The sequence below is a fragment of the Micromonospora rosaria genome, from assembly GCF_001567585.1.
Classification (GTDB): Bacteria; Actinomycetota; Actinomycetes; order Mycobacteriales; family Micromonosporaceae; genus Micromonospora; species Micromonospora rosaria.
This window is the reverse complement of sequence record NZ_LRQV01000163.1, coordinates 1-13,315: the sequence shown is the minus strand read 5'-3', so window position 1 is coordinate 13,315 and position 13,315 is coordinate 1. Positions and strand designations below refer to the sequence as shown.

Genomic DNA, 13,315 nt, shown 5'->3' with positions numbered 1-13,315 from the left:
GGCCGCAGCCGGCCCGGCGGGAGCCGGTGGCCGAGGTGCTGGTGGCGGTGCCGGACGCGGCCGACGCGGCGGCGCTGGCGGAGGTGACCCGGGCGCGGGCGGCGGCCGGGGCGGTGCGGGCCGCCCGGGACTGGGTGAACACCGCGCCGAACGACAAGCGTCCGCCGGCCTTCGCCGAGACGGTGGCGACCGCCGCCCGCGAAGCCGGGCTCGACGTCGAGGTGCTCGACGAGGCGGCGCTGGCCGAGGGTGGGTACGGCGGCATCCTCGCCGTCGGGCAGGGCTCCGAGGCCCCGCCCCGCCTGGTGCGGATCAGCTACACCCCGGCCGACGGCGGAAACGGCACCCGGGTGGCGCTGGTCGGCAAGGGCATCACCTTCGACACCGGTGGCGTCTCGATCAAGCCGGCGCAGGGCATGTGGGAGATGAAGTCGGACATGGGCGGGGCCGCCGCGGTCGGCGCGACCATGCTGGCCGTGGCCGCGCTGAAGCCGGCCGTGGCGGTGACCGCGTACCTGCCGATCGCGGAGAACATGCCGTCGGGCAGCGCGTACCGGCCGGGCGACGTGGTCACCATGTTCAACGGCAAGAAGGTGGAGGTGCTCAACACCGACGCCGAGGGCCGGATGATCCTGGCCGACGCGATGGCGCGGGCCTGCGCGGACGGCTGCGACTACCTGTTCGAGACCTCCACCCTGACCGGCGGCCAGGTGATCGCGCTGGGCAAGCGGATCTCCGGGGTGATGGGTACCGCGGAGTTGTGCGAGCGGGTCCGTCTCGCCGGTGACGCGGTCGGCGAGCCGGCGTGGCCGATGCCGCTGCCGGACGAGGTACGCAAGGGCATGGACTCCGACGTGGCCGACATCTCGCAGGTCAACGCGGGGATGGACCGGGCCGGTCACATGCTCCAGGGCGGCGTGTTCCTGCGCGAGTTCGTCACCGACGAGGTCCCCTGGGCGCACATCGACATCGCCGGCCCGAGCTTCCACACCGGCGAGCCGACCGGGTACCTGACCAAGGGCGGCACCGGCGTGCCGGTGCGGACCCTGCTGCACCTGATCGACGACGTCGCCGCGAACGGCTGAGGGTGTAAGGAGGGGCCCCTTATTAACAGACGTCTGTTAATAAGGGGCCCCTCCTTACACCTAGTACAGCTCGGGGCGGCGCTTGCGGCGCTCGTTGTAGTCCCGCATGCGCTGGGGGTAACCCATCAGCCGGACGTCGTAGACGGGGATGCCGAGGTGGTGCGCGAACCGCCGCGCCCCGTCCGGCCCGTCGATCCGCCGCCGGGTCCACTCCCCGTCGTCGGCGATCAGGATCACCGTGGTCTCGGTGACCGTGGTCTTCGGCTCGATGAACGCCTCGACGCCCTTGCGGCTGCGGACAAAGTTCGCAAGATGCTCCAGGTCGGCACGTTCGGCGGCCCGTTCCCGGTTGTCCGGCCTCGCCTGCTTGCGTCGTCGGAACAGACCCACCGGTCGTATCCCTCCAGTTTCCGTCAATGCGACCTGGCCAAGCGTACGTGTCGGGGACGTGTCGTTGGGCACCTCACTACGCGCCCCGGCACCGGTGGTGACAAGATGACCGAGGCGAGTATGCCCGTTTACCTGGCATGCCCCCTCGTAGCAGCGACGCGACCTGGGAGTTGAGTGTGAGCGAGCCGAACGACTTCGACGTGGTGATTCTCGGAGGAGGCAGCGGCGGCTACGCGACTGCGCTGCGCGCCGCCCAACTGGACCTGAAGGTCGCGCTGGTCGAGAAGGGCAAGCTCGGCGGGACGTGCCTGCACAACGGCTGCATCCCGACCAAGGCGCTGCTGCACGCCGCGGAGGTCGCCGACCAGACCCGGGAGTCGGAGCAGTTCGGGGTCAAGGCCGAGCTGGTCGGCATCGACATGGCGGGCGTCAACGCGTACAAGGACGGCGTGATCTCCCGGCTGTACAAGGGCCTCCAGGGCCTGGTCGGCGGCTCGAAGAACATCACCCTGGTCTCCGGCGCCGGCAAGCTGGTCGCGCCGAACACCGTCGAGGTGGACGGCAAGCGGTACACCGGCCGCAACGTGGTGCTCGCCTCCGGCTCGTACGCCAAGAGCCTGCCCGGCCTGGAGGTCGACGGCGAGCGGGTGATCACCAGCGACCACGCGCTGACCCTGGACCGGGTCCCCAGCTCGGCGATCGTGCTGGGCGGCGGCGTGATCGGCGTCGAGTTCGCCAGCGTGTGGAAGTCCTTCGGGGTCGACGTGACCATCATCGAGGCGCTGCCCCGCCTGGTCGCCGCCGAGGACGAGGAGTCGTCGAAGGCGCTGGAGCGGGCCTTCCGCAAGCGGAAGATCAACTTCAAGGTCGGCAAGCCCTTCGAGAAGGTCGAGAAGACCGAGAAGGGCGTCAAGGTCACCATCGCCGGCGGCGACACCGTCGAGGCCGAGCTGCTGCTGGTCGCCGTCGGTCGGGGCCCCAACACCGCCAACCTCGGGTACGAGGAGCAGGGGGTCAAGCTGGACCGGGGGTACGTGCTGACCGACGAGCGGCTGCGCACCGGCGTGCCGAACGTCTACGCGGTCGGCGACATCGTGCCCGGCCTCCAGCTCGCCCACCGTGGTTTCCAGCAGGGCATCTTCGTCGCCGAGGAGATCGCCGGGAAGAACCCGGCCGTGATCGACGAGGCCGGCATCCCCCGGGTCACCTACTCCGAGCCGGAGCTGGCCTCGGTCGGGCTGACCGAGGCGAAGGCCAAGGAGAAGTACGGCGCCGACAAGGTCAAGACCTACAACTACAACCTGGGTGGCAACGGCAAGAGCCAGATCCTCAAGACCACCGGCTTCATCAAGCTGGTCGGTCTGGAGGACGGCCCGGTGCTCGGCGTGCACATGGTCGGCGCCCGGGTCGGCGAACTGGTCGGGGAGGCCCAGCTCATCACCAACTGGGAGGCCTACCCCAGCGAGGTCGCCCAGCTCGTGCACGCCCACCCCACCCAGAACGAGGCCCTGGGCGAGGCGCACCTGGCCCTGGCCGGCAAGCCGCTGCACGCACACGCCTGATCCACGCAAACCGCGGCGTCCGGCGACGGGCGATGACCCCACCAGGGAACGAAGGAGTCTGAAGAACATGCCGGTATCGGTCACCATGCCCCGGCTCGGCGAGAGCGTCACCGAGGGCACCGTCACCCGCTGGCTCAAGCAGGAGGGCGACACGGTCGAGGTCGACGAGCCGCTGCTCGAGGTCTCGACCGACAAGGTCGACACGGAGATCCCGTCCCCGGCGGCGGGGGTGCTGAGCCGGATCGTGGTCGGTGAGGACGAGACCGCCGAGGTCGGCAGCGAGCTGGCCGTCATCGCCGGCGAGGGTGAGTCCACCGGTGGCGGGCAGCCCGCCAAGCAGGAGCAGCAGCAGGAGGCCCCGGCCCCGCAGGCCGAGGAGGCCGCCGCCGAGCCGGAGGCCGAGGCGGAGCAGCCGGCCGTGCAGGAGCCGGCCGCCCCGGCCGCTCCGGCGCCGTCGGGCGGGGGCACCCCGGTCAAGATGCCGGCCCTCGGGGAGAGCGTCACCGAGGGTACGGTCACCCGCTGGCTCAAGCAGGTCGGCGAGTCCGTCGAGGTGGACGAGCCGCTGCTGGAGGTCTCCACCGACAAGGTGGACACGGAGATCCCGTCCCCGGTGGCCGGCACCCTGCTGGAGATCAAGGTCGCCGAGGACGAGACCGCCGACGTCGGCGCGGAGCTGGCCGTGATCGGCGCGGCCGGTGCCGCCCCGGCCCAGCCGGAGCCCCAGGCCAAGCCGGAGCCCGAGGCCCAGCCCGAGCCGAAGGCCCAGCCCGAGCCGAAGGCCCAGCCGGAGCCGAAGGCCCAGCCGGCCACGGTCGAGGAGCCCACCCCGGGTCTGTCGTACAACGAGCCGGCGGCCGAGGCGGAGACCGCCGCCCAGCCGGCCAAGGCCGAGCAGGCCGCCACCCCGCCCGCCCCGGCCGCCCAGCCGGCGGCGGCTCCCGCCGCCACCGGCGCGGGTGAGGCCGGCGGGTACGTCACCCCGCTGGTGCGCAAGCTCGCCGCCGAGCACGGCGTCGACCTGGCCGCGCTCAGCGGCAGCGGTGTGGGTGGCCGGATCCGCAAGCAGGACGTGCTGGAGGCCGCCGAGAAGGCCAAGGCCGCCAAGGCCGCCCCGGCGCCGGCCGCCCAGCCGGCCGCCGCCGCCCCGAGCAAGCCGGCCGCGAAGCCGCAGCCGAGCGCGAAGCGGGGCACCACCGAGAAGCTGCCCCGGATCCGGGCCACCATCGCCAAGCGGATGCAGCAGTCGCTGCACGAGATGGCGCAGCTCACCACGGTGGTCGAGGTGGACGTCACCAAGGTGGCGAAGCTGCGGGCGAAGGCCAAGGAGTCGTTCCAGCAGCGGCACGGCGTGAAGCTGTCGTTCCTGCCGTTCTTCGCCCTCGCGGCGATCGAGGCGTTGCAGGCGTACCCGATCGTCAACGCCACCATGGACCTGGACGCCGGCACGATCACCTACCCCGACGCCGAGCACCTCGGCATCGCGGTGGACGCCGAGCGGGGCCTGATGGTGCCGGTCGTGCACAACGCCGGTGACCTCAACCTGGGTGGCATCTCGAAGCGGATCGCCGACCTGGCCGAGCGGACCCGGGCCAACAAGATCAGCCCGGACGAGCTGGCCGGGGCGACCTTCACGCTGACCAATACCGGCAGCCGGGGCGCCCTCTTCGACACCCCGATCGTGCCGTCGCCGCAGTCGGCGATGCTCGGTACCGGTGCCGTGGTCAAGCGCCCGGTCGTGGTCAACGACCCGGAGCTGGGCGAGGTGATCGCCGTCCGGTCGATGGTCTACCTGGCCCTGTCCTACGACCACCGGCTGATCGACGGCGCCGACGCGGCCCGCTTCCTGGTCGCGGTCAAGGAGCGGCTGGAGAACGGCAACTTCGAGGCCGAGCTGGGCCTGTAACCCCCGCTGTGCCACACGACGGGCGCCCCGGTCACACCGACCGGGGCGCCCGTCGCCGTCGCGGGTGCCGGGCTCAGGCCGCTCGCAGGGTCTCCTCGGAGACCTGCCACAGCCGCTGCGCGGCCTGCGGGTCGAGGGCGTACGCCGCCACGCCGGTGCGGGTGCCCGGCTGGTGCGGGGCGGCCTGCTGGCAGTCCTCGAAGTACCGCCCGCCGATCCCGTCGAGCAGCGGGGAGGTGGCGACCAGCACCGACGTCGCCGCGCCCTGCTCGACGTCCTTCCAGTCCGCCGCCGCGCCGCCGCTGGCCGCGCGCATCCGGGCCAGGTCCTCGTCGCTGACGTAGCGCTGGAGGTTGGTGTGGATCGCCCCCGGCATCAGCGCGTTGGTGAGGATGCCGTCACCGGCCCAGCGCCGGGTCGCCTCGACGGCGAAGAGGACGTTGGCGGTCTTGGACTGCCCGTAGGCCAGCCACGGGTCGTACGGGCGCTGCCGGAAGTGGATGTCGTCGAAGACGACCTCCGAGCGCAGGTGCGCGGTGGAGCTGACCGAGACGATCCGGGCCCCACCGGCGGCGGCGAGCGCCGGGTGCAGGCCGGTGGCGAGCGCGAAGTGGCCGAGGTGGTTGGTGGCGAACTGGAGTTCCCAGCCCTGCGGGGTCCGCGTCTCCGGCGCGGCCATCACGCCGGCGTTGTTCACCAGGATGTGCAGCTCACCGCTCCACCCGGCCACGAAGGCGGCGACCGACGCCGGGTCGGCGAGGTCGAGCGGGGCGACGTGGACCCGGTCGTTGCCGGTGCTGCCGGTGATCTCGGCGGCGACCCGGTGGGCGTCGTCGGGCCGGCGGACGGCGAGCGTCACCTCGGCACCGGCGGCGGCGAGCGCGCGGGCGGTCTCGACACCGATGCCCGAGGCCCCGCCGGTGACGACGGCCCGCCGGCCGGTGAGGTCGATGCCGGCCACCACCTCCAGGGCGGTGGAGCGGGCGGTGAAGGGCGTGCTGACAGGGGTACTGCTGGTCATGATCCGTCCTTGTCCCGGCGCGGCGGACCGTCCGGTCCGGCCGCTACGATGAAAAGCGGAGGGCCCTCCGTTACGCCTCCGAGGCTAACCGGAGGACCCTCCGTTTGCCAACGGTGCCGCGCATCACCCAGCCGCCCTCAGGAGGAGACGTGACCGCCCCCGGGCCCCGACCGCTGCGCGCCGACGCGGCGCGCAACCGCCAACGGCTGCTGGAGGCCGCCGTACGGGCCTTCTCCCGCCCCGGGGCGGAGGTGACCCTGGAGGCGGTGGCCCGCGACGCCGGGGTGGGCATCGGCACCCTGTACCGCCACTTCCCCACCCGGGAGGCGCTGGTCGAGGCCGCCTACCGCAGCGAGTTGGCCCGGCTCTGCGACGCGGCCGGGGAGTTGCTGGCGCAGCTTCCACCCGACCGGGCGGTCCGCGCCTGGATGGACCGCTTCGTCGACTACCTCGCCACCAAGCGGGACATGGCCGACGCCCTGCGCCTGGTGATCGCCGCTGGCGCCAACCCGTTCGCGCAGAGCCGGGACCTGCTGGTCGCCGCGCTCACCCGGCTGCTCACGGCCGGGGCAGCCGCCGGCACGGTCCGCGCGGACGTCGACCCGGCCGACGTGCTCGCCGGCCTCGGCGGGGTCTCCCTGGCCGCCGCCGGACCAGCCCAACGGGACCTCGCCGGCCGGCTGCTGGACCTGTTGATGGACGGCCTGCGCCACCAGCCCACCCGCTGACCCGGCCCGCCCCGCCCAACCGGGTCGGCGGGCCACCCGCGCCGGCCGGGCCGGTTGGGCCGAATCGACCCGCCGGCGCGTCGGGCGCTGACAAACTCGACCGGTGGGCGGCAACCGGGGCTGGGGGCGGCTGGGGCCGGCCGTACCGATCGCGCCCGGCGCCCGGGTGGACCGCTTCGAGGTCTTCTTCGACCTGGTCTTCGTCTTCTCCTTCTTCGTCATCGTCCGGGCCACCGCCGCCGAGATCAACGGCAGCACCATCCTGCGCAGCCTGCTCGTGCTGGCCGTGCTCTGGTGGTGCTGGGTGATCCACAGCGTGGTCGCCACCCGGGTACGCCTCGGCGAGGGCTTCGTACCGGTGGTCATGGTCGTCGGGATGGCCGCCCTCTTCGCCTTCGCGCTGGCCGTACCGCAGGCGATCAGCGCCCACGGGGAGGGTCTGGCCGGCCCGGTCACCGTCGCGGTGAGCTACCTCGTCGTCCGGCTGGTGCACTTCTGGATCTACTGGCACGTGTCCCGCCACGAGCCGGCGGAGAACCGGTACCTGAACCGGCTCGCGCCGGAACTGGTGGCCAGCACCGGGTTGCTGCTCGCCGCCGCGTTCGCGCCGATCCTCATCGCCGACCCCGGCACCAGCGCGCTGGTCCGGGACGGCTGCTGGGTCACCGTGGTCCTCTCCCAGTACGCGACCGGGCTGCTCGTCGACACCCGGAGCGGCGGGGTGACCTCGGCCGAGCACTGGACCGAGCGGTACGACCTCATCCTCATGATCGCCCTCGGCGAGTCGGTGCTCTCCGTCGGGGTCGGCACGGCCACCGTCTTTCCCCAGGCGGTGAGCTGGCCGGCGGTCACCGCGGCGGGCGTCGGCATCCTGCTCGCGGCGGCCCTGTGGTGGCTGCACTTCGACGTGATCGGGCCGGCCGCCCGGATCGCCCTGCACGCCGCCAGGGGACGGGCCCGGGTCAGCATGGCCCGGGACGCCTACGCCTACTGCTTCCTGCCGATGATCGCCGGGCTGATCCTCTTCTCCCTCGGCGCCGAGGAGTTGGTGAAGTGGCTGACCGAGCCGCAGCCGATGGCGCTGGGTACGGCCCTGCCCGGCCCCGGCATACCGCTGCTCTTCGGCGGGTTGGTCTGCTACCTGGCCGGGGACATCCTCTTCCAGCTCCGTACCCTGCACACCCTCACCTGGCTGCGCCTCGGCACGCTGGTGCTGCTCGCGGCGCTGATCCCGGTCGCCCTGCGGATACCGGCGCTGACCGCGCTGCTGCTGGCGACCGCGGTCTGCGTCGGCCTGGCCGCCATCGAGGTGGTGACGATGTCCGAGGCGCGCACCGAACTGCGCCGGGTGGTCTTCGCCGAGCGCACCGCCCACGAGGCGCGCGAGGCGCAGTGGCGCAGCCGCTGGCACCACGACGAGCCGGACACCCGCTGACCCGCCGGCACCCACCCGGAGACGACCGGAGCCGACCCGGGCTGGTCTGCCGCTGGCAGAAAACCTGGCTGCGCCGAAGCCGGGCACGCATGCTGGGCCGATGGCAGTCTTCTCCCTCCAGGCCCGGCCCGACAACGCCGAGGACTTCCTGCGGCTCGCCCGCGCCGCCGAGGCGGCCGGCTTCGACACCCTGCACTGCGCCGACCACCCCGGGGTGATCGCCGACCCGTTCCTCGCCCTGGCCGCTGCGGCGGCGGTGACCAGCACCATCCGGCTCGGGCCGTACGTCGCCAACGCCGGCATCCGCGAGCCGATGCCGCTCGCCGTCGCGGTGGCCAGCCTCGACCTGATCTCCGGCGGCCGGGCCCGGCTGGGGCTGGGCGCCGGGCACACCCCGGCCGAGTGGCGCGCGGTGGGCCGGGAACGCCCCGACGTGGCCGGCCGGGCCCGCCGCTTCCGGGCCGTCGCCGAGGCGGTGCGGGACCTGCTGGCCGGCGCGGAGGTCACCGTGGACAGCCCCGACCTGACCGTGCACGCCGCCCGCCTGGCGGCACCGCGACCGGTGCAGGAGCGGGTCCCGCTGATCGTGGGCACCAACAACTCGACGCTGCTGCGCTGGGCCGGCGCGCACGCCGACGTGATCGGTCTGAGCGGGCTCGGCCGCACCCTCCCCGACGGGTACGCGCACCAGGTGCGCTGGCGGGAGCAGGAGATCGAGGCGCAACTGGCGCTGGTCGCCGAGGGCGCGGCCGACCGGGCCGAACCACCCGCACGGGAGGCCCTGGTCCAGTTGTTCGCGGTGACCGACGACGCCGAGGCCGCCCTCGCCGACTTCGCGCGGGACACCGGGCTGACCACCGCCGAGCTGCTGGCCAGCCCCTACGTGCTGGTCGGGACCGAGGACGAGATCGTCACCGCCGTCGGGCGGCACCGGCGCCGCTGGGGCGTCACCCGGTTCGTGGTCCGCGCCGACGCGTTCGACCAGCTCGCCCCGCTCCTGCCCCGCCTGGCCGAACGCTGAGCCCCGGCGTGTCCGGGGCCGGGGCCACCCCGACCCCGCTCAGGCGGACTGGTGGACCCGCTCGTAGAAGCTGATCTTCTCGCGGAGGTGGTCGTACTGGCGCTGGAGCAGTCGGATCTGTTCCTCGGTCCGCCGCGCGTGCTCGGCGAGCAGCGCGTGCCGCTCGTGGCTGGTGTGCTCGCCGGCCCGGGCCAGGTCGGCGTACCGGCGCATCTGGGCGATCGGCATGCCGGTGTCGCGCAGGCAGCGGAACAGGAACAGCCAGGACAGGTCGTCGTCGGTGAAGACCCGACGTCCCCCGGAGGTACGGCCGACTCCGCTGAGCAGGCCGATCCTCTCGTAGTACCGCAGTGTGTCGAGGCTGAACCCGGTGCGCCGGGCCGCCTCCGAAGGACCGTACCCATCCATAGTGGTCGACGATACTTGACCTGGAGCGCACTCCAGCAAGCAGGCTGTGGGCATGACGACGACACGGGTACTGGGTCGCAGCGGCATCGAGGTCAGCGCCCTCGGCATGGGGTGCTGGGCGATCGGCGGGCCGTTGTGGGGCGAGAACTGGCAGCCGTTCGGCTGGGGCGAGGTGGACGACGACGAGTCGATCCGGACCGTCCACCGGGCGCTGGACCTCGGGGTCACCCTCTTCGACACGGCCAGCAACTACGGGGCCGGGCACAGCGAACGGGTCCTCGGCCGGGCCCTCGCCGGCCGGCGGGACGAGGCGGTGATCGCCACCAAGTTCGGCAACATCTCCGACGAGGCCACCCGGTTGGCGACCGGGAGCGACGCCAGCCCGGCGTACGCGGTGCGCAGCCTGGAGGAGTCGCTGCGCCGGCTCGGCACCGACCACGTCGACCTGTACCAACTGCACCTGGGCGCGCTGTCGACCGACGCCGCGCTCGACCTGGTCGGCACGCTGGAGGACCTGGTCACCGCCGGCAAGATCCGCGCGTACGGCTGGAGCACCGACAACCCGGACAAGGCGCTCGCCTTCGCGGCGGCCGGTCCGCACTGCGCAGCGATCCAGCACGACCAGTCGGTGCTCCAGGACAACGCGCGGATGCTGTCGGTGTGCGAGGCCGTCGACCAGGCCAGCATCAACCGGGGGCCGCTGGCGATGGGGCTGCTCACCGGCAAGTACCACGGTGCGGCGGGCCGCCTCGGCGACGACGACGTCCGGGGTCGTGCCCCGGAGTGGCTGAGCTGGTTCGCCGACGGGGTGGCCACCCCGGAGTGGGCCGACCGGGTCGACCAGGTCCGGGCGGCGCTGACCGCCGACGGCCGGACCCTCGCCCAGGGCGCGTTGGGCTGGCTGCTGGCCCGCAGCCCGCGCACGCTGCCGATCCCCGGGTGCCGCACCGTCGCCCAGGCCGAGGAGAACTTCGGCACGCTCGCCCTCGGCCCGCTCAGCGACGAGGCGTTCGCCGAGGTGGAGCGGCTCCTCGCCGACCTGCGCACGGTACCGGCCGCCTGACCCGCACCGGAGTCCAGCCCGGAGACCGCCGCCGCGACCGGGGGGTCGCCGGCTTCGCGGCAGTGCCGTCGACGGCCGGCTTCCGGGACGACTTCCGGGCGGTCGGCGCGCCCACCGGCGGGTGGTGGTCGAAGATGGGGGGATGCGGATCCTCATGGCCGGCGTCTCCGGCTTCCTCGGTACCCGGCTGGTCGACCGGCTCACCGCCGACGGGCACCAGGTCACCCGGCTGGTCCGGCGACCCGCCCGGTCCGCCGACGAGCGGCAGTGGAACCCGTCCGCCGCGCAACTCGACCCGGCGGTGATGGCCGACGCCGACGCGGTGGTCAACCTGGCCGGCGCGGGCGTCGGCGACCGGCGGTGGACCGACGGGTACCGGCGGTTGATCCGCACCAGCCGGGTGGACACCACCAGCACGCTGGCCATCACCATCGCCGGCCTGCCCGCCGCCGACCGGCCGGCGGTGCTGCTCAACGCCTCCGCCGTCGGCTGGTACGGCAACACCGGCGACCGGGCGGTCGAGGAGGACGCACCGGCGGGCGAGGGCTTCCTGGCCGACGTGTGCCGGGTGTGGGAGGCCGCGACCCGCCCGGCCGAGGACGCCGGGGTACGGGTGGTGCGGCTGCGTACCGGGCTGCCGCTGCACCGCGACGGCGGCCTGCTCAAGCCGCAACTGCTCCCGTTCAGGCTGGGCATCGCCGGGCGACTGGGCAGCGGCCGGCAGTGGCTGCCCTGGATCTCGATGGCGGACTGGCTGGCCGTGGCGGCGTTCCTGCTCGACCGGGACGACCTCGCCGGGCCGGTCAACGGGGTCGGCCCCGCCCCGGTCACCAACGCCGAGTTCACCCGGGAACTGGCCCGCCAACTGCGCCGCCCGGCGATCATCCCGATCCCCGCGCTGGCGTTGAAGGTGGCCCTCGGCGGCTTCGCCCAGGAGGCCCTGACCAGCACCCGCGTCCTGCCCGGGGTGCTGACCCGGGCCGGCTTCGGCTACCGGTACGCCGACCTGCCGGCCGCCCTGCACGCCGCCCTGCACGACTGAGCCCCGGCACCCGGCGGGCGGCCGGGCTGGGACCGGCCACCCGCCGGCTGCCGGCGACCGCCCGCCGCGCGGTCCCCGAGGGACCGGCCCGCCCACGTCCCCGGCGGGACCGCCGTCCCGGGCCTCCTCCACCGGGTCTGACCGGCGTGTCCAGGTCCGGTTGGTAACGTCCGCTCCGTGCCGACCTCGCCGTCCCCGGTCACCGACCCGTCGCCGCCCCCGCCCGCGCCGTCCCGGGGGCGTCGCGTCGACCTGGTGGTGGTGCTCGTCGCGCTGGCCCTGGCCGGGTGGGTGACCAGCGGCCTGTGGCGCGGCCCGGACACCCGGGCGATCACGGCGAACTCCAGCGACCAGGCGCTCTTCGAATGGTTGCTGGCCTTCGGCGGGCACGCCGTCACGCACGGGCAGAACCCGTTCTTCACCCACCTGCTCAACGTCCCCGACGGGGTGAACCTCGCGGTCAACACCTCGATCACCGTGTACGCGGTGCTCTTCGCCCCGCTGACGTACCTGGTCGGGCCGCCCGCGACGTTCCTGGTGATCCTCACGCTGAACCTGGCCGCCACCGCGCTGGCCTGGTACTGGCTACTCTCCCGGCACCTGGTGGGCAGCCGGCCGGCCGCCGCGCTCGGGGCGCTCTTCGTCGCCTTCTCCCCCGGCATGGTCTCGCACGCCAACGCCCACCTGAACTGGACCGCCGGTTGGCTGGTACCGCTGCTGATCTGGCGGCTGTTCGCCCTGCGCCGCCCGGAACACCTGTTGCGCAACGGCATCCTGTTCGGCGTCACGGTGGCGGTCGCCTTCTCCGTCGCCGCCGAGGGGCTGTTCTTCACCGCGCTCGCGCTCGGCCTCTTCGTCGTCGTCTGGGCCCTGCACCCGGCCCGCCGGGCCGAGGCCCGCGCGGCGCTGCCGAGCTTCCTGCGCGGGCTGGGCATCACCACGGTCACCGCCGGGGCGCTGCTGGCGTACCCGCTCTGGCTGCACTTCGCCGGGCCGCAACGCTTCCACGGCACCGGCTTCGACCCGGTGATCCACGCCGAGGACATCGCCGCGTTCGGCGCGTACCCGCAGCGGTCGCTGGCCGGGGCGGCCGGCTGGGACACCACGCTGGCCCCGAACCCGACCGAGGAGAACTCCTTCTTCGGCGTACCGCTGCTGCTGCTCACGGTGGCCTGCTTCGTGGCGCTGTGGCGGTGGGCCGGCCCGGCCCGGCGGGCCACCCTGACCGCGCTCGGCGTCACCGGCGTGGTCTTCACCGTGCTCTCCTGGGGCCCGCAGGTGAAGTGGAACGGCCGGCGGTACGACCTCGCCCTGCCGTTCGACCTGCTCGGGAGCCTGCCCGTGGTCAACGCGGCGCTGCCGTCGCGGCTGGCCCTGGTCGTCGCCCCGGTCATCGGCATCCTGCTGGCGTACCTGGTCGACGCCGTGCGCACCCGCCCGGCCCGGCACCGGTGGACCCGGCCGGCCTGGGCGGCGGGCTTCGCGGTCGCGCTGCTGCCGCTGCTGCCCACCCCCCTGCTGACCATCGAGCGGGAGCCGATCCCCCGGTTCATCACCGCCGGCACCTGGCGGGAGTACGTCTCCCCCGGCGGGGTGCTCACCCCGGTACCGCTGACCCTGGACGTCACCCCCGACGGGCAGCGCTGGCAGGCGT

General features: G+C 73.7%; 12 protein-coding genes. 9 read left to right on the top strand and 3 right to left on the bottom strand.

Going from position 1 to position 13,315, the window contains the following annotated elements:
• Window positions 1-1,085, top strand: a 1,085-nt coding sequence (locus AWW66_RS28215) for a leucyl aminopeptidase (RefSeq protein WP_067372580.1), incomplete at its 5' end; no start/stop codon positions are given.
• A 60-nt stretch (window positions 1,086-1,145) separates the two neighbouring features.
• Here the strand turns inward: AWW66_RS28215 and AWW66_RS28210 are convergent.
• The gene (locus tag AWW66_RS28210; protein ID WP_067372572.1) at window positions 1,146-1,475 is read right to left on the bottom strand and encodes a hypothetical protein; all 330 of its coding nucleotides are present in this window, start codon (window positions 1,473-1,475) and stop codon (window positions 1,146-1,148) included.
• Window positions 1,476-1,612: 137 nt separating this feature from the next.
• Between AWW66_RS28210 and lpdA the strand changes: the two genes are divergently transcribed.
• Window positions 1,613-3,037, top strand: a complete 1,425-nt coding sequence (lpdA, locus tag AWW66_RS28205) for a dihydrolipoyl dehydrogenase (protein ID WP_211272135.1) — start codon at window positions 1,613-1,615, stop codon at window positions 3,035-3,037.
• A 67-nt stretch (window positions 3,038-3,104) separates the two neighbouring features.
• Complete coding sequence (gene sucB / locus AWW66_RS28200) at window positions 3,105-4,943, top strand: 2-oxoglutarate dehydrogenase, E2 component, dihydrolipoamide succinyltransferase (RefSeq protein WP_067372563.1); 1,839 nt, start codon at window positions 3,105-3,107, stop codon at window positions 4,941-4,943.
• A gap of 73 nt (window positions 4,944-5,016) precedes the next feature.
• Here sucB and AWW66_RS28195 read toward each other — a convergent pair whose 3' ends face one another.
• Window positions 5,017-5,964 carry an SDR family NAD(P)-dependent oxidoreductase gene (locus AWW66_RS28195; RefSeq protein ID WP_067372558.1) on the bottom strand — a complete coding sequence of 316 codons (948 nt, stop codon included), beginning with the start codon at window positions 5,962-5,964 and terminating at the stop codon, window positions 5,017-5,019.
• A 149-nt stretch (window positions 5,965-6,113) separates the two neighbouring features.
• On the opposite strand from AWW66_RS28195, the gene AWW66_RS28190 reads away from it, so the two are divergent.
• From AWW66_RS28190 to AWW66_RS28180, 3 genes are all read left to right on the top strand, one after another.
• Window positions 6,114-6,692 (top strand): TetR/AcrR family transcriptional regulator, encoded by a 579-nt coding sequence (locus AWW66_RS28190; protein WP_067372554.1) that lies wholly within the window; start codon window positions 6,114-6,116, stop codon window positions 6,690-6,692.
• Window positions 6,693-6,795: 103 nt separating this feature from the next.
• Window positions 6,796-8,127 (top strand): low temperature requirement protein A, encoded by a 1,332-nt coding sequence (locus tag AWW66_RS28185; RefSeq protein WP_067372551.1) that lies wholly within the window; start codon window positions 6,796-6,798, stop codon window positions 8,125-8,127.
• 100 nt (window positions 8,128-8,227) lie between these two features.
• Window positions 8,228-9,148: an LLM class flavin-dependent oxidoreductase gene (locus AWW66_RS28180; RefSeq protein ID WP_067372547.1), complete on the top strand. Its 921-nt coding sequence runs from the start codon at window positions 8,228-8,230 to the stop codon at window positions 9,146-9,148.
• 39 nt (window positions 9,149-9,187) lie between these two features.
• Here the strand turns inward: AWW66_RS28180 and AWW66_RS28175 are convergent, their stop codons facing one another.
• On the bottom strand, window positions 9,188-9,556 hold the full coding sequence (locus AWW66_RS28175) for a MerR family transcriptional regulator (protein ID WP_067372544.1): 369 nt from the start codon (window positions 9,554-9,556) through the stop codon (window positions 9,188-9,190).
• A 52-nt stretch (window positions 9,557-9,608) separates the two neighbouring features.
• Here AWW66_RS28175 and AWW66_RS28170 point away from each other — a divergent pair, with 52 nt between their 5' ends.
• From AWW66_RS28170 to AWW66_RS28160, 3 genes are all read left to right on the top strand, one after another.
• Window positions 9,609-10,619, top strand: a complete 1,011-nt coding sequence (locus AWW66_RS28170; RefSeq protein ID WP_067372576.1) for an aldo/keto reductase — start codon at window positions 9,609-9,611, stop codon at window positions 10,617-10,619.
• Between the two features lie 142 nt (window positions 10,620-10,761).
• A complete protein-coding gene (locus AWW66_RS28165; protein WP_067372541.1) occupies window positions 10,762-11,661 on the top strand; it encodes a TIGR01777 family oxidoreductase in 900 nt (299 codons plus the stop codon).
• A 177-nt stretch (window positions 11,662-11,838) separates the two neighbouring features.
• The coding region (locus AWW66_RS28160) for a DUF6311 domain-containing protein (RefSeq protein ID WP_067372537.1) at window positions 11,839-13,315 on the top strand (1,477 nt) is incomplete at its 3' end.

Bases quoted from the DNA above. Each gene is read 5' to 3' on its own strand.
- lpdA (WP_211272135.1), top strand. From the start codon at position 1,613: ATGCCCCCTCGTAGCAGCGACGCGACCTGGGAGTTGAGTGTGAGCGAG.
- sucB (WP_067372563.1), top strand. From the start codon at position 3,105: ATGCCGGTATCGGTCACCATGCCCCGGCTCGGCGAGAGCGTCACCGAG.
- AWW66_RS28195 (WP_067372558.1), bottom strand. From the start codon at position 5,964: ATGACCAGCAGTACCCCTGTCAGCACGCCCTTCACCGCCCGCTCCACC.
- AWW66_RS28180 (WP_067372547.1), top strand. From the start codon at position 8,228: ATGGCAGTCTTCTCCCTCCAGGCCCGGCCCGACAACGCCGAGGACTTC.
- AWW66_RS28175 (WP_067372544.1), bottom strand. From the start codon at position 9,556: ATGGATGGGTACGGTCCTTCGGAGGCGGCCCGGCGCACCGGGTTCAGC.
- AWW66_RS28170 (WP_067372576.1), top strand. From the start codon at position 9,609: ATGACGACGACACGGGTACTGGGTCGCAGCGGCATCGAGGTCAGCGCC.
- AWW66_RS28165 (WP_067372541.1), top strand. From the start codon at position 10,762: ATGCGGATCCTCATGGCCGGCGTCTCCGGCTTCCTCGGTACCCGGCTG.